General features: G+C 74.1%; 20 protein-coding genes. 12 read left to right on the top strand and 8 right to left on the bottom strand.

Features of this window, described 5'->3' with window-relative positions; all coding sequences use genetic code 11:
• The first annotated feature begins 13 nt into the window (after nt 1-13).
• The 4 genes from ABC795_RS06850 to ABC795_RS06835 all read left to right on the top strand — a co-directional run bounded on the left by ABC795_RS06850 (nt 14) and on the right by ABC795_RS06835 (nt 2,245).
• A complete protein-coding gene (locus ABC795_RS06850; RefSeq protein ID WP_347060191.1) occupies nt 14-157 on the top strand; it encodes a hypothetical protein in 144 nt (47 codons plus the stop codon).
• A complete protein-coding gene (locus tag ABC795_RS06845) occupies nt 157-891 on the top strand; it encodes a peptidase E (protein ID WP_347060190.1) in 735 nt (244 codons plus the stop codon). Before ABC795_RS06850 ends, ABC795_RS06845 begins: the two co-directional genes overlap by 1 nt.
• Before the next feature lie 20 nt (nt 892-911).
• Entirely contained in the window at nt 912-1,574 is a 663-nt protein-coding gene (lipB, locus tag ABC795_RS06840; protein WP_347060189.1) for a lipoyl(octanoyl) transferase LipB, read from the top strand.
• 77 nt (nt 1,575-1,651) lie between these two features.
• Nucleotides 1,652-2,245: a carboxymuconolactone decarboxylase family protein gene (locus ABC795_RS06835; protein ID WP_347060187.1), complete on the top strand. Its 594-nt coding sequence runs from the start codon at nt 1,652-1,654 to the stop codon at nt 2,243-2,245.
• A 58-nt stretch (nt 2,246-2,303) separates the two neighbouring features.
• Here the strand turns inward: ABC795_RS06835 and leuS are convergent, their stop codons facing one another.
• The gene (gene leuS, locus ABC795_RS06830) at nt 2,304-5,207 is read right to left on the bottom strand and encodes a leucine--tRNA ligase (protein WP_347060186.1); all 2,904 of its coding nucleotides are present in this window, start codon (nt 5,205-5,207) and stop codon (nt 2,304-2,306) included.
• A gap of 265 nt (nt 5,208-5,472) precedes the next feature.
• On the opposite strand from leuS, the gene ABC795_RS06825 reads away from it, so the two are divergent.
• Nucleotides 5,473-5,712: a hypothetical protein gene (locus tag ABC795_RS06825; protein ID WP_347060185.1), complete on the top strand. Its 240-nt coding sequence runs from the start codon at nt 5,473-5,475 to the stop codon at nt 5,710-5,712.
• 12 nt (nt 5,713-5,724) lie between these two features.
• The gene (locus ABC795_RS06820; RefSeq protein ID WP_347060184.1) at nt 5,725-7,947 is read left to right on the top strand and encodes a diguanylate cyclase; all 2,223 of its coding nucleotides are present in this window, start codon (nt 5,725-5,727) and stop codon (nt 7,945-7,947) included.
• Between the two features lie 84 nt (nt 7,948-8,031).
• On the opposite strand, the gene ABC795_RS06815 is transcribed toward ABC795_RS06820, so the two are convergent.
• Nucleotides 8,032-8,961 (bottom strand): LLM class F420-dependent oxidoreductase, encoded by a 930-nt coding sequence (locus ABC795_RS06815; protein ID WP_347060183.1) that lies wholly within the window; start codon nt 8,959-8,961, stop codon nt 8,032-8,034.
• 106 nt (nt 8,962-9,067) lie between these two features.
• Between ABC795_RS06815 and ABC795_RS06810 the strand changes: the two genes are divergently transcribed.
• From ABC795_RS06810 to ABC795_RS06800, 3 genes are all read left to right on the top strand, one after another.
• Nucleotides 9,068-10,237: a hypothetical protein gene (locus ABC795_RS06810; protein WP_347060182.1), complete on the top strand. Its 1,170-nt coding sequence runs from the start codon at nt 9,068-9,070 to the stop codon at nt 10,235-10,237.
• An 80-nt stretch (nt 10,238-10,317) separates the two neighbouring features.
• Entirely contained in the window at nt 10,318-11,304 is a 987-nt protein-coding gene (gene lipA, locus ABC795_RS06805) for a lipoyl synthase (RefSeq protein WP_347060181.1), read from the top strand.
• Nucleotides 11,305-11,387: 83 nt separating this feature from the next.
• Nucleotides 11,388-12,239: a DUF4191 domain-containing protein gene (locus ABC795_RS06800; RefSeq protein WP_347060180.1), complete on the top strand. Its 852-nt coding sequence runs from the start codon at nt 11,388-11,390 to the stop codon at nt 12,237-12,239.
• A gap of 85 nt (nt 12,240-12,324) precedes the next feature.
• Here ABC795_RS06800 and ABC795_RS06795 read toward each other — a convergent pair whose 3' ends face one another.
• Nucleotides 12,325-12,744, bottom strand: a complete 420-nt coding sequence (locus tag ABC795_RS06795) for an RDD family protein (protein ID WP_347060179.1) — start codon at nt 12,742-12,744, stop codon at nt 12,325-12,327.
• Nucleotides 12,745-12,933: 189 nt separating this feature from the next.
• Between ABC795_RS06795 and glnA the strand changes: the two genes are divergently transcribed.
• Nucleotides 12,934-14,370 (top strand): type I glutamate--ammonia ligase, encoded by a 1,437-nt coding sequence (gene glnA, locus ABC795_RS06790; RefSeq protein ID WP_347060178.1) that lies wholly within the window; start codon nt 12,934-12,936, stop codon nt 14,368-14,370.
• A gap of 124 nt (nt 14,371-14,494) precedes the next feature.
• Here glnA and ABC795_RS06785 read toward each other — a convergent pair whose 3' ends face one another.
• From ABC795_RS06785 to ABC795_RS06770, 4 genes are all read right to left on the bottom strand, one after another.
• Nucleotides 14,495-15,379, bottom strand: a complete 885-nt coding sequence (locus ABC795_RS06785; protein WP_347060177.1) for a beta-carotene 15,15'-dioxygenase, Brp/Blh family — start codon at nt 15,377-15,379, stop codon at nt 14,495-14,497.
• Nucleotides 15,380-15,497: 118 nt separating this feature from the next.
• Nucleotides 15,498-16,418 (bottom strand): bacteriorhodopsin, encoded by a 921-nt coding sequence (locus ABC795_RS06780; protein WP_347060176.1) that lies wholly within the window; start codon nt 16,416-16,418, stop codon nt 15,498-15,500.
• An 83-nt stretch (nt 16,419-16,501) separates the two neighbouring features.
• On the bottom strand, nt 16,502-16,840 hold the full coding sequence (locus ABC795_RS06775; protein WP_347060175.1) for a DUF1353 domain-containing protein: 339 nt from the start codon (nt 16,838-16,840) through the stop codon (nt 16,502-16,504).
• A 59-nt stretch (nt 16,841-16,899) separates the two neighbouring features.
• Nucleotides 16,900-17,748 (bottom strand): SDR family oxidoreductase, encoded by an 849-nt coding sequence (locus tag ABC795_RS06770; RefSeq protein WP_347060174.1) that lies wholly within the window; start codon nt 17,746-17,748, stop codon nt 16,900-16,902.
• Nucleotides 17,749-17,822: 74 nt separating this feature from the next.
• Between ABC795_RS06770 and ABC795_RS06765 the strand changes: the two genes are divergently transcribed.
• Together ABC795_RS06765 and ABC795_RS06760 are read left to right on the top strand one after the other, a co-directional pair.
• Nucleotides 17,823-18,836, top strand: coding sequence for an iron-containing redox enzyme family protein (locus tag ABC795_RS06765; protein ID WP_347060173.1), 1,014 nt, complete (start codon nt 17,823-17,825; stop codon nt 18,834-18,836).
• 137 nt (nt 18,837-18,973) lie between these two features.
• The gene (locus ABC795_RS06760; RefSeq protein ID WP_347060172.1) at nt 18,974-20,521 is read left to right on the top strand and encodes a methyl-accepting chemotaxis protein; all 1,548 of its coding nucleotides are present in this window, start codon (nt 18,974-18,976) and stop codon (nt 20,519-20,521) included.
• Nucleotides 20,522-20,532: 11 nt separating this feature from the next.
• Here ABC795_RS06760 and ABC795_RS06755 read toward each other — a convergent pair whose 3' ends face one another.
• A complete protein-coding gene (locus ABC795_RS06755; protein WP_347060171.1) occupies nt 20,533-20,850 on the bottom strand; it encodes a CDGSH iron-sulfur domain-containing protein in 318 nt (105 codons plus the stop codon).
• Nucleotides 20,851-20,890 lie beyond the last annotated feature (40 nt).

Here is a 20,890-nt window from a genome sequence, read left to right as displayed (position 1 = left end):
CTACCGTCGAGCCGTGTCGATGCCGCAGCGGCCCGAGGCCGGCGACCACCGGGACACCCCGTCCACCCAGCGCGCGCAGGACGGCGCACGGGCGGCGCGCGTCGTTCTGCCCGCGCTGCGGCCGACCGCCGGCAGCGACGACCGGAGCGCCGCCTGATGCCCGCGACCGCCCCCACGATCCTGGCCACCAGCATGGGCTTCGCCTCCCGGGGCCGCGGCCCCTACGACTGGCGCCCCGGTCCGGTCTTCGACCTGGCCGTCGAGCTCGCCGGGGCACCCGACCGGCCGCGGCTGTGCTACCTGGGGACGGCGACCGGCGACGACCCGGCACGGGTCGCCGGCGTCTACGGCGCCTTCGCCGGCAGTGCGGTGCGGGTCAGCCACCTGAGCCTGTTCCCGATGCCCACGGTGGCCGATGTGCGGGCGCACCTGCTGGCCCAGGACGTGGTGTGGGTCGGGGGCGGCAGTCTGGCCAACCTGCTGGCGGTCTGGCGGGTGCACGGGCTGGACGAGGTGTTCCGGGAGGCGTGGGAGGCCGGCGTCGTGCTCGCCGGGGTCTCCGCGGGCTCGCTGTGCTGGCACGTCGGCGGCACCACCGACTCCTACGGGCCCGACCTGCGGCCGGTGACCAATGGCCTCGGCCTCATCCCGACGTCCAACGGCGTCCACTTCGACTCCGAGGAGCAGCGCCGGCCGCTGTTCCACCGGCTGGTGGCCGACGGCACGCTCCCCGGCGGGCACGCCACCGACGACGGCGCCGGGCTGGTCTACCGGGGCACCGGGCTGGTCGAGGTGGTGTCCGACCGCCCCCGGGCGGCGGGCTACCGGGTGGAACGCGGGCCGGGGAGCACCGCGGTGGAGACCCGGCTCGAGCCGCGCCGCCTGGCGTAGCGCGGGCTTAGGCTGGGCCCGTGGCTGAGCTGCGCGTGGTGCACGCCGGGACCGTTCCCTACGAGGAGGCCTGGGCGTGGCAGCGCGAGTTGCACGCGCAGCGGGTGGCCGGTGAGGTCCCCGACACGCTGCTCCTGCTGGAGCACCCCTCGGTGTACACGGCCGGCCGCCGCACCGAGCCGCACGAGCGGCCGATGGACGGCACCCCCGTCGTCGACGTCGACCGCGGCGGCAAGATCACCTGGCACGGCCCGGGCCAGCTGGTCGGGTACCCGATCGTCGCGCTGCCCGACCCGGTCGACGTCGTGGCCTACGTCCGGCGGCTGGAGGCCGCGCTGATCGACGTCTGCGCCCTATTCGGGGTGGCCGCCGGGCGGGTCGAGGGACGCAGCGGGGTCTGGCTGCCGGCCGACGCCCCCGGCAGCGGGTTCCGCCCCGAACGCAAGGTGGCCGCGATCGGCATCCGGGTCGCCCGCGGCGTGACGATGCACGGGTTCGCCCTCAACTGCGATCCCGACCTGGGCGCCTTCGGGGCCATCGTGCCCTGCGGCATCCCCGACGCCGGCGTGACCTCGCTGTCGGCGGAGACCGCCCGTGATGTGACGGTGGCCGACGCGCTGCGGCCGGTCGAGGACGCGATGTGCGCGGTCCTCGCCGGCGGCAGGGCCACAGCGGCGCGCTAGCCGTCTGGGCACGGCCGGAGAGCGATCCGGATTTCCTCAGCGCTAAGGTGATCGGCCCCAACCCGAGGAGGCCGAGCGTGCCCAGGATCGAGCCGCTGCCGCGCGAGTCGCTGCCGCAGTACGAGGACACCTTCCGCGCCGTGGAGTCCGCGCTGGGCGTCCTACCCAACAGCACGCTCACCATGGCCCGCCGACCCGAGATCATGGAGGCCTTCGCCCGCCTCAACGCGGTGGTCATGGCCGACGGCACGGTTGGCGGCGTGCTCAAGCAGCTGGTCGCGACCGTCGTCTCCGGCGCCGCCGGCTGCGCGTACTGCCAGGCCCACACCTCCCACGTGGCCGAGAAGCGGGGCGCCGACGCGGGCAAGCTGGCCGCGGTCTGGGAGTTCGAGTCCAGCCCCCTCTTCACGGAGGCCGAACGAGCCGCCCTGCGGGTGGCCCGTGGCGCCGGGTCGACGCCCAATGCCGTGACCGACGACGAGATGGCCGGACTGCGCCGGCACTTCGACGACGAGCAGGTCGTCGAGATCGTCGCCGTCATCGCCAACTTCGGTTTCCTCAACCGGTGGAACGACACCATGGCCACGCAGCTGGAGCGCTCACCCCTGGCGTGGGCCGTCGAGCGCCTGCAGGACGCGGGCTGGGAGGCCGGCAAGCACGCGGGAACCTGAAGGACGCCCTCCGGGTGGGTGTGCGGCCCTGCCGCACACCCACCCGGGGACGGCGGACTCAGCCGAGGACGAAGTTGACCAGGCGGCCGGGAACGGCGACGACCCGGCGGATCGTCGCGCCGTCCAGGTAGCCGGCGATCTTCTCATCGGCACGGGCAGCCGCCTCCAGCGCCGCGGCGTCCGCGTCGGCGGGCACGGTCACCTGCGCGCGCACCTTGCCGTTGACCTGGACCGCGACTCGCACGGTGTCCTCGACCAGCCAGCGCTCCTGGACCTCGGGGAAGGGCGTCCACGCCGATGACTCCTCGTGGCCCAGCCGCGACCACAGCTCCTCGGCCAGGTGCGGGGCCAGCGGGGCGACCATGAGCACCAGGGCCTCGGCCACCGGCCGCGGCACCGGCGACGACGACCCGAAGGCCGACGTCAGGTGGTTGGTCAGCTCGGTGATCCGGGCGATAGCGATGTTGAACCGCAGGGTCGTGTAGCCGTCCCGCACGCCGGCCAGGGCCCGGTGCAGGGCGCGCTGGGTGCCGTCGTCGGGGGCGACGTCGTCGGAGGCGCGGACGGCGCCGGTCTCCTCGTCGACCACGACGCGCCAGATGCGCTGCAGCAGGCGCTGCGAGCCGACGACGGCCTTGGTCTCCCAGGGCCGGGACTGCTCCAGCGGACCGGTCGACATCTCGTACACCCGGAAGGTGTCGGCTCCGTAGGCGCCGATCATCTCGTCGGGCGTGACCATGTTCTTGAGACTCTTGCCGATCTTCCCGTACTCGCGGTTGACCGGGTTGCCCTCGTAGAAGAAGCGCCCGTCCTTCTCCTCGACGTCGGCGGCGGGCACGTAGAAGCCCCGCTCGTCGGTGTAGGCGTAGGCCGAGATGTACCCCTGGTTGACCAGCCGGCGGAACGGCTCCTCGCTGGAGACGTGGCCGAGGTCGTGCAGAACCTTGTGCCAGAAGCGGGCGTACAGCAGGTGCAGGACGGCGTGCTCGACGCCGCCGACGTACAGGTCGACCCCGCCGACGTCGCCGGGCTCCCGCGGTCCCATCCAGTAGCGCTCGAGCTCGGGGTCGACCATCCGCTCGTCGTCGCCCGGGTCCAGGTAGCGCAGGTAGTACCAGCACGATCCGGCCCAGTTGGGCATGGTGTTGGTCTCGCGGCGGTACTTCTTCGGCCCGTCGCCGAGGTCCAGTTCGACCGTCGTCCAGTCGGTGGCCCGCGACAGCGGCGGCTCCGGCGCGGAGTCGGCGTCGTCGTCGGCGAAGGTCTTGGGCGAGTAGTCGTCGACCTCGGGCAGCAGCACCGGCAGCATCGAGGTGGGCACCGCGACCGGGCGGTCGTCCTCGTCGTAGACGATCGGGAACGGCTCACCCCAGTAGCGCTGCCGGCTGAACAGCCAGTCACGCAGCTTGTAGGTGGTGGTCGCCTCGCCCGCGCCCTTGCCCACCAGCCACTCGGTGATCCGCGCGATCGCCGTGGCCTTGTCCAGGCCGTCCAGCGAGATCTCGTCGTTGGCCGAGTTGATCATCGGGCCGGTGCCGGTGAAGGCGCCGCCCTCGAACCCCTCGGTGGGCTGCACGGTGCGGACGACGGGCAGCCCGAAGGCCGCGGCGAAGTCCCAGTCGCGCGGGTCCTCGCCCGGCACGCCCATGACCGCGCCCGTGCCGTAGCCGGTCAGCACGTAGTCCGCGATGAAGACGGGCAACTCCCGGCCGTTCACCGGGTTGACGGCGGTGACGCCCAGCCACACACCGGTCTTCTCCCGGCCGGCGTCCTGGCGGTCCAGCTCGGAGCGGCGGGAGGCCTGCCGCTGGTAGGTGCGCACCGCCTCGGCCGGGGTCGCCGCCCCGCCGGTCCAGCGGGGGTCGGTGCCGTCCGGCCACGCGTCGGCCGTCAGCGTCGCGACCAGCGGGTGCTCGGGCGCCAGCACCATGTAGGTGGTGCCGAAGATCGTGTCCGGCCGGGTGGTGAAGACCTCGATGGATTCCTCACCGGCGGCGAACCGGACCCGCGCGCCGGTCGAGCGGCCGATCCAGTTGCGCTGCATCAGCTTGAGCGAGTCCGACCAGTCCAGCCGGTCCAGGTCGGCCAGCAGCCGGTCGGCGTAGGCGGTGATCCGCATCATCCACTGCTTGAGCGGGCGCCGGAACACCGGGAAGTTGCCGCGCTCGGACCGCCCGTCGGGCGTGACCTCCTCGTTGGAGAGCACGGTGCCCAGGCCCGGGCACCAGTTGACCGGCGCCTCGTGCAGGTAGGCCAGCCGGTGCGCGTCGACGACGGTGCCCTTCTCGGCCTCGGCCAGCTCGGCCCACGGCCGGCCGGACGGGTTGGTGCCGGGGGCCGGCTCCCGGGTGCCGGCGTCCAGCTCGGCGACCAGCTCGTCGATCGGCCGGGCCCGACCCTTTCCGCCGTCGGCTGTCTCGTCGAACCACGACCCGAAGATCTGCAGGAAGATCCACTGGGTCCACTTGTAGTAGCCCGGGTCGATCGTCGCGAAGCTGCGGCGGTCGTCGTGGTCGACGCCCAGGCGGCGCAGCTGCGCCCGGATCGCGGCGATGTTCGCCTCGGTGGTGATCCGCGGGTGCTGCCCGGTCTGGACGGCGTACTGCTCGGCGGGCAGGCCGAAGGCGTCGTAGCCCATGGGGTGCAGCACGTTGTCGCCGTCCATGCGGCGGAACCGGCTGGTGACGTCGGTGCCCAGGTACCCCAGCGGGTGACCGACGTGCAGGCCCGCGCCCGAGGGGTACGGGAACATGTCCATCACGAAGTACTTCGGCCGGTCGGCGACCCGCTCGAAGCCCGCGCTCAGCCGGCCGGTCGGGTTGGGCGTGTGGAAGGTGCCCTCGGCCTTCCAGCGGTCCTGCCAGGACAGCTCGATGCGCTGGGCCAGCGCCGGGGTGTACCGGTGCGGGGGGACGCCGTCGCCCGTGGGATCGGCGCCGGTCTGGCTGGCCGTCTGGCTCATCTGGTGCGCTCCTGGTTCCTCGTGCCGGCGGCGGACATCAAAAAACCCCTCACGCAGGAGGGGTCGCCGTGCTCTCCGATCAGTGCCGGATCAGCACGGCCGGGCAAGAAGGAGCCGCCTGGTCACGGGCCCGAGCCTACCGCCTGCGCGTGCGGTGGCAGCGGACGATCGGCCCCGGTGCCGACGCGGGGCCGGCTCCCCCGTCCGGGTGGGAACCGGCGGCGTCGGTATCCCGCGTTCCCGTTCCGCGACCGATGACCTCGACGTGGCCCGAACAGACGAGGACTCGCCGGTCGGGGGCATGCCCGCGACCGGCCGGCTCCTGGTCGCCTGCCTGCTCGCGGTAGGCATCCACGCCACCGGCCTCGTCGGCCGCCCGGACGGCACGTGGTGGGCCGGCGGGGGCGGTCGTCCTCGCCGTCACCCTGCTGCCCTCGGCCACCTGGACGTCGCCCCGAGCCCGCGCGTCCGGTCCCCGCTCCGGCTCGATCCCGGCTCGTCGTGACAGGGTGCGCGCGTGCGCGGCGCCCGACCTGACGTCCGGAGAAGCGCCTGGTCCGGGGCGCTGTCGCGGCCGCTGGTCCTGGCCGTCCTCGTCTGCACGGCGGCGTTCGCGACGGGCACCTGGCGTCTGCCGCACACACCGACGGAGACCGTCGTCTACTCCGGCGTCCTGTCCCTCCTCGCTCCCGTCCTCGCCGTCGTGCTGTGCCTGCAGGCGGCCCGGCGCATCCCCGAGGAGCGGTGGGCCTGGTGCGCCGCGGCGGCCGGGTTCTCGTTCAACATCGCCGGGGACCTGGCCTACCGGCTGCTCCTGGTCGCGGCTGCCGAGCCGCCCTTCCCGTCCGTCGCCGACGTCTTCTGGCTCGCCTCCTACCCCTCGCTCTTCGCGGTCCCGCTGCTCTTCGTGCGGGCCCGGTTCACCTGGCCGCACGCCGGCACCTGGCTCGACGGGGTGGTCGGCGCCCTCGGGGTGACCGCGGTCGCCGTCGCGGTGGTGATCGTCCCGGCCGTGCCGTCCGCGCACCTGTCGCCCCTCGCCACCGCCACGAACCTGGCCTACCCGGTGGCCGACGTGCTCCTGCTGGCCCTCGTGGGAGCCTTGCTGGCCATCGCGGGCCTCCGGGCGGACCCCGTCCTGATCAGCGTGTGCGCCGTCCTCACGTCGAAGTTCGTCGGCGACCTGCTGCTGGCCAAGGCACAGGCGGCCGGCGGGTACGTCCCGGGTGGCCCGCTGGACCTCCTCTGGATGGCGAACGCCTGCCTCGCCGCCGTCGTCGCGGCCGCGGCACGACCGAGACGGCGGCCCCGGGCACCGGCGGTCGTTCCGGGGCACCAGACGCGGTGGCGGGCCCTGGTCGTCCCCGTCACCTGCGCGACGGCCGCCCTGGTGGTCCTCGGCGCCCGGTGGGGCGACGGGGTCCGGAGCGTGGAGGAGGTCCTCGCGCTGGCCTGCCTCGGGGCGTTCCTGGCCCGCACCGCGGTGACCTTCGCGGAGAGCCGCGGGCTGCACGAGGCCAGGCGGCAGGCCGCAACCGACGACCTCACCGGGCTGCCCAACCGCCGGGTCCTCGTCCGGCGGCTGGAGCGGCGGCTGACCACGGGCCGTCCCACCGGGCTGCTGCTGCTGGACCTGGACGGGTTCAAGGCGGTGAACGACGGCCTGGGTCACGAGGCCGGGGACGAACTGCTGCGCCGGCTCGGGGCCCGGCTGCTGCCGGAGGTGCGCCCGACCGACCTGCTGGCCCGGCTGGGGGGCGACGAGTTCGCCGTGGTCCTCCCCAGCGGGGACCCGGCCGACGCCGACGAGTGCGCCGAGCGGATCGCCGGGCTGATCCGCCGGCCCGTCGAGATCGCCGGGGTGCGGGTGGAGGTCGGGGTGAGCATCGGCATCGCGCTGGCGCCGGAGCACGCGACCGAGGCCAGCGGCCTGCTGCGCTGCGCGGACGTGGCGATGTACGCGGCCAAGGCCGGTGGTGGCGGCATCCAGCGCTTCTCCCCCGGCGGTCCGGCCACCGCAGCGCCCGGCCCCGCCGTCCCGCGCCCGCGGAACGGCGGGCTGACGGTCCGGCCGGTCCTCGCCGCCGACGGCCGGGTGGTGGTCGCCGACGCCGTCGCCGGTGCGGGCGACGGCGATTCGGCCGGGACGGCTGTCCTGACCGACGCGGTCGCCGCGGTGGCCCGCTGGTGGACCCGCCACCCGATCCCGGTGCAGCTCACCCTCTCGGCAGGGGACGAGGACCCGGCCCGCCTGCCCGACCGGATCGCCGCCGAGCTGTTCCGGACGGGGCTGCCGCCGGCGGCTCTCGTCGTCCGGGTGCGCACCGGCGCTCCGGGCTCCGGGGACGTCGCTGCGCTGCTCGCCGCGCTGCGCCGCAGCGGTGTGGGCACCGCGGTCGACGGCCACGGCCCCGGAGTCCTGGCGCTGACCCGCCTGCGAGACCTGCCGGCCGATCGCCTCCACCTGGACCCGGCACTGGTCCGCGACGTGGTCGCCGACGCCGGCGCCTCCCTCGTCGTCGGCCACACCGTCGCGCTGACCACCGCGCTGGGCGGCACCGTGGTGGCCGACAGCGTGGACGGGCACACCGACGCGGTCCTGGGGCGGCTGGGCTGCCAGGTGCTCCGAGCACCGGGGCCGGGGATGACCGCCGAAGCCTTCGGCGCGTGGCTCGACCGCGGGAACGCCACCCCGGCGCCGGCCGGCTCGGCGGGGTCGCAGCCCGCTCAGCCGAGTTGAGCGGCCGGCCCGGGGCGACCGGATCGAGTTCCTGCCCAGTTGCTCCCCGGTCGGCCTACGACGGCCTGCTGGCCCGGCACGGGCTCACCGGAGCTGCGGAGCCACCTCGCCTGCCACCAGGTCCAGGTGGTCCAGGTCGGCGAGGTCCAGCACCTGGAGGTACACCCGCTCGGCGCCGGCCTCGGCGTAGCGGCCGAGGGTCTCGACCGCCTCGGCGGGCGTGCCGGCGACGCCGTTCTCCCGGAGTTCGTCGACGTCCCGGCCGATCGCGGCGGCCCGGCGGGCGAGCTCGGTCTCGTCGCGGCCGACGCAGAGCACCAGCGCCGAGCTGTACACCAGCGACGCCGGGTCGCGGCCCGCCTCGTCGCACGCCTCCCGGACACCGGCGAAGAGCCGTGCGTTCTCCGCGGCCGGCATGAACGGCACGTTGAACTCACCGGCGTAGCGCGCGGCGAGCCGCGGCGTCCGCTTCGCCCCCCTGCCGCCGACCAGGATCGGCACGCCGCCCTCCTGAACCGGCTTGGGCAGCGCCGGGGAACCCGACAGCTGGTAGTGCTCCCCGTCGTGGTCGAACGTCCCGCCGACCGGGGTGCGCCACAGCCCGGTGAGCACGGCCAGCTGCTCCTCGTACCGGTCGAACCGCTCCCCCAGCGGCGGGAACGGGATGCCGTAGGCGGTGTGCTCGGCCTCGAACCAGCCGGAGCCGATGCCCAGCTCGACCCGGCCCCCGCTCATCTGGTCGACCTGCGCGACGGAGATCGCCAGCGGACCGGGGAGCCGGAACGTGGCGGCGGTCATGAGGGTGCCGAGGCGGATCCGGCTGGTCTCCCGGGCGAGCCCGGCGAGGGTGATCCACGCGTCGGTGGGTCCGGGCAGGCCGTCGCCGCCCATGGTCAGGTAGTGGTCGGACCGGAAGAAGGCGTCGAAGCCGGTCTCCTCGGTGCGGCGCGCGACGGCCAGCAGGTCGTCGTAGGTCGCGCCCATCTGGGGTTCGGTGAAGATGCGCAGCTGCACGGCCGGACGGTAACCGCCGACCACGCCCGATCCCCCACCCGGCCGGGCCCGGGGTGTGCTTACCGGCCGGACCGGGCAGGATGATCGCCACACGATCAACTCGGAGGTGCAGCTCGTGTTCCGCAAGAAGACGCGCGGCGAGGTCATCAGCGCCGAAGTGCAGGAGGGCCTGGCCCACCTGGGGACGGCGGTGACCGAGGCAGGTCGCGCCGCCGCCGAACAGCTCGCTCCACGTGTGGAGGCCGCCCGCGAGGCCGCGGGCCCGGCCCTGGAGGCCGCCCAGCGGGCCGTCGCCCCGAAGGTGGCCGCCGCCGTGGCGGTGGCCGCGCCGGCGGTCGCCACCGCCCGTGACAGCCTCGGCCCCCGGGTGGACGCGGCCCGGGACGCCTTCGGCCCCCGGGTCGGCGCCGCCCGCGACGCTCTCGGCCCCCGGATCGACGCAGCACGCGAGGCCCTCGGCCCCCGGGTCGACGCGGCCCGCACTGCCGCGGCGCCCAGGGTCGCCGCCGCAGTGCTGTCGGCGCAGGTGGCCGCGAACCGGGCCGCAGCCGACCTCGCCCCCCGGGTGGAGGCGGCGCAGAAGGCGCTCAGGGAGGACGTCGGTCCGCGGCTGACCGCGGCGCAGGCCGCGGCCCTGGCCTACACGACCCCACGGGTCGTGGCGGCTCGCGACGTGGTGTCGCCCGCGCTGGAGAGCGCCCGCGGCACCCTGGTGGCGGGGGTCGACAGCGCGCGCAGCGAGCTGGACGCCCGCCGCGCCGAGCTGGCCGCCGCGGCCGCGGAGTCCACCCGCAAGGCACGGAGGGCCGCGAAGAAGGCCCGCAGGACGGCGGGCAAGAAGCACCGTGACTTCGAGAGGGCGGCGCTGGCCACCGCGACGACGGTCCGGCGGCGGGCAGGCGCGGAGCCGCAGCCCCGGCGCTGGCCGTGGGTGTTGGCTCTGCTCGCAGCGGGTACTGCGGCCTTCGTCCTGCTCCGTCGCAAGAAGGACGACGCGTGGACGCCCGCACCGGCCGGTGACGGCCCGGTGCCCAGCTACCGAGAGGACCCCGTGCCCAGTTCCGACAGCACCTCCGGCAAGACCGTCTCCACCGCGTCGCAGACCAGCGACTCGGCGCCGGCGGAGTCCGACATGGGCGTCCGCGACGCGCAGCTCGTCGAGGGCGACGGTCCCGACTCCGCGACGGAGAACGGCACCGACGCGCCCCAGCCGTTCACCTCGGGCGGCGGCTCCGACCAGGGCCCCACCGCCGGACCGGCCGACAAGCAGGTCTGAGCGGCAACAGCTCGCACGCCGCAGCCCCCGTCGCCCGGCGCGACGGGGGCTGCGGCGTCTTCGCGAGTACGGTGGGGATCATGAGCGAGGCACCGCCGAGGACCCCTGAGCCGGCCACCGTCCAGGACTCCCGGATCGAGCCCGCCGGCCGCAAGCTGCTGCGCCTCGAGGTGCGCAACAGCCAGGTGCCGATCGAGCGCAAGCCGGAGTGGATCAAGACCCGGCTGAAGACCGGCCCCGAGTACACCGAGCTGAAGTCGCTGGTGCGCCGCGAAGGCCTGCACACCGTCTGCGAAGAGGCCGGCTGCCCCAACATCTACGAGTGCTGGGAGGACCGGGAGGCCACCTTCCTCATCGGGGGCGACCAGTGCACCCGGCGGTGCGACTTCTGCCAGATCGACACCGGCAAGCCGGCCGACTTCGACGCCGACGAGCCGCGGCGCGTGGCGGAGAGCGTCGCCACGATGGGCCTCAAGTACGCCACCGTGACCGGCGTCGCCCGCGACGACCTGCCCGACGGCGGGGCCTGGCTCTACGCCGAGACGGTGCGCCAGATCCACGCCGCCCTCCCGGGATGCGGCGTCGAGCTGCTCATCCCCGACTTCAACGCCGACCCCGCGCAGCTGGCCGAGGTGTTCTCCTCCCGGCCCGAGGTCCTCGCGCACAACGTCGAGACGGTGCCGCGGATCTTCAAGCGCATCCGCCCGGGCTTCCGCTTCGAGCGGTCGCTGGCGGTCATCACCGCCGCCCGTGAGGCGGGCCTGGTCACCAAGTCCAACCTGATCCTGGGCATGGGCGAGGAGCCGCACGAGGTCGTCGAGACCATGCAGGCGCTGCACGACGCCGGCTGCGACCTGCTCACCATCACCCAGTACCTGCGCCCCTCCCCCCGGCACCACCCCGTCGTCCGCTGGGTCAAGCCCGAGGAGTTCGTCCAGTTCCAGGAGGACGCGCAGGCGATCGGCTTCCCGGGCGTCCTGGCCGGGCCGCTGGTGCGCAGCTCCTACCGCGCCGGACGGCTCTACCAGCAGGCGATCGAGGCCCGGAAGCTCGCTCCGCAGGTCTGAGATCGAGCCCCGATCCGCCGCAGCGGCCCACCAGGAGCATGCGAGTGGCGGGGAGCAGCGGATCCCTTCACTATCCTGGGGCCATGGCACGCAGCAAGTCCTCTGACCCCACCGCTCCGGGCGGCAACGCCGGGCGCGCCCCGAAGGACGGTGGGCGCAGCCGGACCTCGGGGGCCACCGCCTCCGGCGCCTCCGCCTCCGGCAAGGCCGGCAAGGCGCCGAAGCTGGACAGGAAGGGCCGGCCCAAGGCAGGCCGGCTGAAGAAGATCCGCGGCCAGGGCCGCATGATCAAGCAGGCCTACGGCCTGACGCGGAAGAACGACCCGAAGCTGCCCTGGGTCATGCTCATCTGGTTCGTCGCGGTCGCCGCGGTCGTCGAGCTGATCGGCATCCTGCTCAGCGCGCCGTTCATCGTCCTCCCGCTGGCCCTGATCGCCGGTGTCCTGGCCGCGCTGATCGTGTTCGGCCGTCGCGCCCAGGGCTCGGCCTACCGGCAGGTGGAGGGCCAGCCCGGTGCCGCCGCGTGGGTGCTCGAGGGCATGCGAGGTGACTGGCGGGTCAGCTCCGGCGTCGCCGGCAGTCCGCAGCTGGACGCCGTGCACCGGGTGCTGGGCCGGCCGGGGATCATCCTCGTCGGCGAGGGCTCCCCCGGCCGGGTGCGCGGGCTGATCGCGCAGGAGAAGAAGAAGATCGCCCGCGTGGTCGGCGACACCCCGATCTACGACGTGGTCGTCGGCGACGACGAGGGTCAGGTGCCGCTCAAGAAGCTCAGCACCCACGTCATGAAGCTGCCGCGCAACCTCAGCGCCGCCGAGGTCAACTCCCTGGGCCGGCGGATGAGCGCGCTGGGCGGCCCGCGCATGCCGGTCCCCGGTGGTCCGCTGCCCGGTGGCCGTCAGATGTCGGTCAGCCAGCGCCAGGTCCGCCGCCGCTGACCCCACCCGCTCGCCCGAAAGGCCCCGTCCGACTCGGACGGGGCCTTTCGCCGTCCCGGCGAGGCGCGAGTGCGCGGGCGCCTCCTCAGTCGAGGACGACGGCGGTGCCGGTGAGCCGGTCGTGCAGGCCGCGGCCGTCGGCGTCGACCAGCAGGGCGGGCACCAGCAGGATCAGCAGGGCCGTCCTGACGACGGCGCGCCACGGGGCCAGCCGCGCTCCCGGCCGGGGATGGGCCAGGCGCATGCCGAGCGCCCGGTGCCCGGGCGTCTGACCGAACAGCACCAGGGTGACGACGGTGAGGACGCCGAACACCACGAGGCTCCAGTTGCCCGGGCCGGAGGGGGCGGTGATCGCCCAGGCGATCACCGCCGAGCCGATCGCATCGACGACGTAGCCGCCGACCCGCCTGCCGAAGGGGGCCAGCGAGCCGGGCCCGGAGGAGGGCAACCCCAGGGAGGCGCCCCGGTCCGGGGCCTGAGAGGGTTGTCCGGCATCGCCGACCATGACCACCAGCGTAGTAGGAGAGCCCCCTGCCACTCACCACTCGCACGCTCGCGGCGGGGCCCTGCAGGGGGCCGCGTGGCCTGCGACACGCCCACGCCGTTGTTACCGCCCCGAAACACTCGGGACACGGCGGGGCAACTCCCCGCTCGTAGCGTGCCGTTCAGCCGTCCGCCCACACCCGGAGGATCGATGTTCACCAGTCCCGACGAGGTCGCCGCCTACATCCGCGACAACGACGTCGAATTCGTCGACGTCCGCTTCTGCGACCTGCCCGGCGTCATGCAGCACTTCACCATCCCTGCGTCGACGTTCGGCGAGGACACCTTCAGCGAGGGCCTCGGCTTCGACGGCTCCTCGATCCGCGGGTTCCAGGCGATCAACGAGTCGGACATGCTGCTGCTGCCCGACGCCAACAGCGCTTTCGTGGACCCGTTCCGCAAGCACAAGACGCTGAACGTCAACTTCTTCATCCACGACCCGATCACGCGTGAGGCCTACAGCCGCGACCCGCGGAACGTGGCGAAGAAGGCGGAGGCCTACCTGGCCGCCAGCGGCATCGCCGACACCGCGTACTTCGGGCCCGAGGCCGAGTTCTACGTCTTCGACTCGATCCGCTACGACACGGGGATCAACGAGGGCTACTACCACATCGACTCGGTCGAGGGCTCCTGGAACACCGGCTCGCCGACCGGCGAGAACGGCGTCGGCCCCAACCGCGGCTACAAGGCCCGCCCCAAGGGCGGCTACTTCCCGGTCGAGCCCTACGACCAGCAGAGCGACCTGCGCGCCGACATCATGCAGAACCTCATCGGTGTGGGGCTCGAGCTCGAGCGCGGGCACCACGAGGTGGGTACCGGCGGTCAGGCGGAGATCAACTACAAGTTCGACACGCTGCTGCGCTCGGCCGACAGCCTGATGCTCTTCAAGTACGTCGTGAAGAACACCGCCTGGGCCGCCGGCAAGACCGCCACCTTCATGCCCAAGCCGCTGTTCGGGGACAACGGCTCCGGCATGCACTGCCACCAGAGCCTCTGGAAGGACGGGCAGCCGCTCTTCCACGCCGAGACCGGCTACGCCGGGCTGTCCGACACCGCTCGCCACTACATCGGGGGCCTGCTGGCCCACGCCCCGTCGCTGCTGGCGTTCACGAACCCGACGGTGAACAGCTACCACCGCCTGGTGCCCGGCTACGAGGCCCCGATCAACCTGGTGTACTCGGCCCGCAACCGCTCGGCCTGCTGCCGCATCCCCATCTCGGGCGACAACCCCAAGGCCAAGCGCATCGAGTTCCGCGTGCCCGACCCGTCGGCCAACCCCTATCTCGCCTTCTCGGCGATGCTCATGGCCGGACTCGACGGCATCAAGAACAAGATCGAGCCGCCGGCCCCCGTGGACAAGGACCTCTACGAGCTGCCGCCCGAGGAGGCCCTCGGCATCGACAAGGTGCCCGCGTCGCTGGACGCCGTCCTCGACCGGCTCGAGGTCGACCACGAGTACCTCATCGACGGCGGCGTCTTCACGCCCGACCTGATCGAGACGTGGATCGAGTACAAGCGGGAGAACGAGATCGACCCGATCCGCCTGCGCCCGCACCCCCACGAGTTCGCGATGTACTACGACATCTGACGAAGCCGGGGGTGGGTGCTGCCCCTACGCTCTCTGACCGGTACGTGTGCGAAGGCGGGGTCCTCCGGGGCCCCGCCTTCCGCACGACCGGGGCCCGCCGCACGCTCGCTCGCGACATCCAGGCTCACCTCGTAGAGCCGGGCCGCTGCGTGCGGTCCACCCAGGCGACGACGAGGACGTGCGGCAGCGTCAGTGCCGCGAGCAGCGGCAGGTCGGTGGCGACGAGCCCGCGCCAGCCGTCCGCCCATGACCACAGCGCGGCCAGCGCCACCAGCACGGCCGCCGTCGGCACACCGGCCGCGAGGGCGAACCGGCGCAGCGGCGCGGCAAGCCGCCCCGCGACGAGGTCGGCACCGTTCGCCGGGTCCTCGGCCACCACCCGGGCCACGTGCCGCACCGAGTGCCAGGCCCCGAAGTAGACGCCGAAGGCGGCCAACGGCGGGACCAGCAGGACCACCGTTCCCACGAGAACGGTCTCCCCGGCCTCCATCCACCGGTGGCGGCGGGCGAGGGAGACCGCGAGCACCCCCGCGGCCCCGGTCAGCACCGCGACGGAGGCCGTCGCGGCTCCGGTCGGCACCCCACCCCAGCCGGGGGCCACGGCCGCGGCGAGGGTGGCGGTGTCGCTGCCGGGTGTGCCCAGACCACGGAGCAGCGGCACCAGCAGGACGAGCCCACCGAGCACCAGCGACGCCACCGGCCGCGGCCGGACGGGCCGACCGGCGCGCAGGTCGGCGAACGCAGTCTCCCCGCTCCCGAAGTGCCATGCCGAGACGAGGACGAAGAGCAGCAACGCCGGGGCGGGCGCCGTCGTGAAGGCCAGGTAGGCACCAGCGGCCAGACCGGCGTACCCGGCGCCGAACAGCGCCAGCCGCGTCGGCGGCCAGCCGAACCTCCACGCGGGGACGAGGTGGTCCACAGCACCGTGCGGCAGCCCCAGGAGGAGCCCGGCGACCAGCACCGCCGCCGCGCCGGTGCCTCCCCAGCCGCCGGGGGCGACGACCTCCACCGCCAGGACCGCGCCGGCGGCCGCGCACGACCACCTGGTCGCTGCACGGGCCGGGGCTCCGAACGGCGCCACGGGGGCGCGCCCGGCCGCTGACGCGGCGCCGCCCCCGGACACACCGTCAGCCGCGGTCGGCGCGAACGTCCCCGTCCCGGACCCGGGCGAGCACCGCCGAGGAGACCCGGGTGAGCTCGGGCTGCACGGCGTCGCTCTTGTGCACGTTGCTCGCCCAGACCGGTTCGGTGTGGGTGTCGACGCCGGCGACGACGTCCTCGGCGGTCCGGAGCTTGGCGACCTTGTGGATCAGCACGCCGAAGCCCACCTTGGCGACGACGTCGGTCACCGAGTAGCCGACCTGCATGGCGGTGAGCCACGCCGGGGTGACGTCGACGAAGACCGGGATCGAGTAGATCAGCGGATAGATGCCGAAGCTGCCGAGCAGGACGATGGTCGCGTTGCGGAGGCTCGTGGCGGCCTCCTCGCCCATGGTGGGCAGGGAGGCCCGGACCGCACCGATCAGTGCGACGTAGAGGTAGACGAGGAACACCGTGCTGATCAGACCCCACACCACCAGCGCCGAGGTGTCGCGGCCCTGGGCGACCACCTGCGACCCCATGTACCCGGTGACGATCATGAGGAAGGCCGCCGCCATGGTCGTGAAGCGCAGGTTGCGCGCCCTGGCGCCGGCGAGGGAGCACACCGCCAGCAGCTCGACCATCAGCAGCGGCACCGTGATCGACCAGTCGATGTAGCGACTGCTGATCGTGTGCCGTGCTTCCTGGTTCGGCACGTAGACGTCGCCCTGCAGCGTGAACCCGGCATCCCAGTTGCTGACCAGCCGGGCGTAGGCGATCGCTGCGACCGCCGCGAGACAGAGGCCGGCGTAGGCCGAGGGGCGGTACCGCGCCGACACCTCCTCGCGGCTGGTGAGCGCGAAGAGGAAGTAGGCGAACAGCGCGAACCCCGCGCCGAGGAGCGCCAGCTGCACGACGTCGTAGAGGCCCAGCGGCATCGTCTGCAGTTCAGGGGCCGGGGTGTCCATGCGAACTCCTGGATGTCGTGCCCCGGCGACTACCGGGATCGGTCCGCCGTCTCCCCGCCCGCGACCCGGACGCCGCCGGGCCCCTATCCGGGCTCGCCGCCGACAACCGGCCTGGCCGGCTCCGCGTCCGGCATGCCGGGCGGCGGGATCCACCCGACCGCGGTCGGTCGCCGGAGCTGCGCCCGGTTTGGTCGTCGACCACATCCGCGGTTCGGCCAGTCGTGCAGGATCGCCGCGGCCGTGTAGCGGCCGAACCGCGGCACCGGCCAGACCCCGACGCGGGGCACCGTGGCGAAGTCGGTCACGAACCCGGCGGGCACCACGGGCCGGTCGCTGGTGCCGACGTAGACGAGTGGTTCGACGACCGTCCACCGGTGGTCGTCCAGCCGGCGCACCACGACGTCCCCGACCTCGAACGGCACCGCAGCTCCTCTCGTCCCCACCGGCGACGTTCTCCGGAGACCGGCCGATGGCTGGACCTCTAGGGACGGGTCCGGCGGGCGGCGACCCGGGCGGCGGTGGCCCCGATGCGGTCGGCGTACCGCGACAGGCCCGCGTCGAGCAACCGGGCGATCGGGGGCAGCTCCGCCAGCCGGGCGGCCCCGGCCCACCGCGGCACCGCCACCGTGCGCGACCGGGGGGCCGCGAGGCACTCGGCGATCCGGTCGGCCACGCGCTCGGGGCGGATGCCGCGGGACAGCCGCCCGCGCGCGTCGGCGTCGGAGACCGGGGCGTGCCCGTGGCCACGGGCCAGCCACTCGGTCGACACGAAGAACGGGTTGACGGTGTGCACCCGCACGCCGCGGGCGGTCACCTCCCGCCGCAGCCCCTTCACGAAGCCGTGCACCCCGGCCTTGGTCGACGAGTAGACGGTGAGCGGCGGCACCTGCGACCAGGCGACGACCGAGGACACCACGACGACGTCGGCCCGCCCGTTCTCGGCCGCCGAGCGGAGGAGGTGGGGCAGCACCAGGCGGCTGAGCTCGACCACCCCGGTGAGGTTCGTGGCCACGATGCCCTCCACGACCTCGCCGGGCATGTCCTCGAGCAGGCCGGCCCACCCCAGCCCGGCGTTGTGGACGACGGCGTCGAGCCGGCCGTGCTCGGCCAGCACCCGGTCGAGGAGGGCGGCCCGGCCACCGGCGTCCGCGACGTCGGCCACCACGGTGGTGACGCCGGGCAGTCCGCCGACCGCCTCCTCGAGCCGGTCGCCGTGGCGGGCGCAGGTGACGACGCGGGCACCGTCGGACGTGAGCCGGACGACGGTGGCCCGGCCGATGCCGGCGCTGCCACCGGTGACGAGGACGACGCGGTCGCGGAGGGAGGTCATCGCCACCTCCTACCCCGGGCGACATCACAACCACCGGTGCATCGTTTGCCCGCCCGCGGGGCAGGTTCACGATCATGCGCCTGCCCGAACCCCGCGGTCCGCTCAGCGACGCGCTGTGCTGCGACCTCGCCACCGGCACCGGCCTCTCGGCGACGACGGTCGAGGGCGCCGCGAGCCTGCCGGCCGACCCGGCCGGAGCCCCGACCGACGACGACCTCCAGCTGGCGCTCGCCGTCTGCTACGAGCTGCACTACCGCGGCTTCGACGGCGTCTCGGAGGACTGGGAATGGGACCCGGCGCTGCTGCAGGTGCGCGCCGGGCTGGAACGGCGTCACCTGGCGTCGCTGCGACTGCTCGTCGGCGAGGTGCCGGTCTCCGGCGCGCCGGTCGACCAGCAGCTCACCGCCCTGATCGCCGCCGACGACGGCCCCTCGCTGTCGAGCTACATGGCCAAGACCGGCACCCTCGAGCAATGGCGGGAGTACCTGACCCTCCGGTCGGTGTACCACCTGAAGGAGGCCGATCCGCACACGTTCGCGATCCCCCGGCTCTCCGGGCGGGCGAAGGCGGCCATGGTCGAGATCCAGGCCGACGAGTACGGCGGCGGCTCCGCCGAGCGCATGCACAGCGAGCTGTTCGCCGGGCTGATGCGCGACCTCGGCCTCGACGGCGGCTACGGCGCCCTGTGGGACGAGGCCCCGGCCGTGGCCTTCGCCTCGGTCAACACCATGTCGCTGTTCGGCCTGCACCGGCGCTGGCGCGGCGCGGCGCTGGGGCATCTGGCCACCGTGGAGATGACCTCCTCGGAGCCCAGCCGGCGCTACTCCGCGGGGTTGCGCCGGCTGGGCTTCGACGAGCGGACGACGGTGTTCTACGACGAGCACGTCGAGGCCGACGCCGTGCACGAGCAGATCGCCTCGGTCGACATGTGCGGATCGCTCGTGGCCGCGGAGCCGGAGCTGGCCGGCGACGTCCTCTTCGGTGCCGGGGCGTCACTGGCCATGGACGGCCTGGCCGCGCGTCACCTGCTCGGCGCGTGGGAGGCCGGCCGGTCCGCCCTGCACCGCGCGGGTGCGCTCGCGGCCTGACGGGAGACCGCTGCCACGGGACCGCCGGAACGCGTCGGTTCCGGGTCAACATCGCCGGTGGCCATGCCGAAACCTGTTCCACGACCAGACCGCGCTATCACGGACGTGGGCGGTCCCGGGTTCAGGTGGAGGACTGCATGCGCAAGCGCGGGATGCGTCGGGTGGCGGAGCCGGTGGAGCAGCCGCGCGACGTCGAAGCTCTGGAGCGCGTCATCGCGACCCTCGACAGGGAGGTCACCAGCGAGCTGGAGGCCCACCGGCGGGTCCTGCACACCCTCGTCGACGCCCTCGCCCTGTCCTACGGTGCCGCCTGGCTGCCCGACGGTCAGGGCAACTTCGTCCTGCAGGTGACCGAGGGCGAGAGCGCCGCCGCCATGGCCGCGCAGTGGCCGGCGGGCGAAGCGATGGTCGAGAGCGCCGGTTACGGGGGCGAGGCGCTGCGCCGTCGCACCCCCGTTCTCATGGACGCCGCCACGCCCGCCACCGGCTGCCTGCGCTGGGCGACCGCTCAGGCCGCCGGCGCACGGCAGGGGTGCTTCGTGCCCGTCGTCGAAGGCAACGGGGTCACCGCCGTCCTCGAGTGCTACACCCGCAGCACGCTGCCGCTCTTCGGCGGCCGGGCGGAGAAGTGGCAGGCGCTCAGCCGGCTGATCGCGCACGCCCGGCGCTGCGCGCTGGCCACCGCTGCGCTCCGCGAGACCATCGACGACCGGAACGCCGTCACCGTCGTCGTCACGAAGGTGGGCGAGGCCCGGGACGAGGGGTCCGCGCTGCGCATCGCGCTGGAGGCCGTCCGGACGGCCTTCGGCTGGGCGTACGGCTCGTTCTGGGCCCTCGACGAGGCCGACGACGTGCTGCGGTTCGCCGTCGAGTCGGGCTCGGCCGGCGAGGAGTTCCGCCAGGTGACCCTCGGGGCGAGCTTCGCCGAGGGCGTCGGCCTGTCCGGGCGGGCCTGGCGCAGCCGCGACCTCGTGTTCGTGCGCGACCTGGCGGAGGTCACCGACTGCGTGCGCGCCCCCGCCGCGCAGCGGGCCGGTGTGCGCTCCGGGGTCTGCTTCCCCGTCACCTGCGAGGGGCGCGTGGTCGGCACCATGGACTTCTTCGCGACCGAGACGATCGACCTGTCGGAGTCGCGCGGCTCGGCGCTGCGGAACGTGCAGCAGCTGGTCTCCCAGCGGCTGGAAATCCTCCGCCGGTCCGCGGCCGACCAGGCGAACTCCCGGGAGCTGCTGGAGACCGTCTCCCGGCTGCGCGAGGCCGCCGGCGACGCCGGCCGGGTCGCCGAGAGCGCGGTCACCCGGGCGTCGTCGATGACGACGCAGGTGCAGGCGCTGGCCAGCGCGTCGACCGCCGTCGGCGACGTCATCCGCATCATCTCCACGATCGCCGACCAGACCAACCTGCTGGCGCTCAACGCCACCATCGAGGCCGCGCGGGCCGGCGAGTCGGGCAAGGGCTTCGCGGTCGTGGCCAACGAGGTCAAGGAGCTCGCGCGGGAGACCGCGCAGGCCACCAGCAAGGTGTCCGAGCAGGTCGCCGGCATCCAGGCCGGCACCGAGTCGGTGACCTCGGGCATCCACGCGACCAGCGCGGTCATCGGCGAGCTCGACGCCGTCCAGGCGCGGATCGCCGAGATCCTCGAGGAGCAGGTCCGCATGGCGCGGGCGTTCGACGCCGCCCGTTGACCTCGGGCGGGTCAGCCCTGCCCGCGCCGCAGCTGCGCCCCCGGCCGCGGCCGGCTCGGCGCGCTGGGCGCGGAGAAGCCGGACCGCTTGTGCGAGCCGTCGCAGAAGGGCTTGATCCCCGACTTGCCGCACCGGCACAGCGCGATGGTGTCCCGGCCGGGATCGATCTCGGCGCCGTCCTGGTCGACCAGCCGGAAGTTGCCGCGCACGAGCAGCGGTCCGTCCCGGTAGGGCGTGATGGTGGCGCCGTCGGCCCGCCCGCCGGCGGGTTCCACCCCGGCCTCGACGTCCTCGGGCAGCTCCGGTCCGACCGGCAGTGATCCCGACACGCCCCCCAGCATGCCCTGCCGTCGTCGGGCTGTGCCCGCC

Origin of the sequence: Blastococcus sp. HT6-30, assembly GCF_039729015.1 — a bacterium.
Lineage (GTDB): Bacteria > Actinomycetota > Actinomycetes > Mycobacteriales > Geodermatophilaceae > Blastococcus.
The sequence above is the reverse complement of the archived record's forward strand: the minus strand, read 5'-3'. Positions and strand labels throughout refer to the sequence as shown.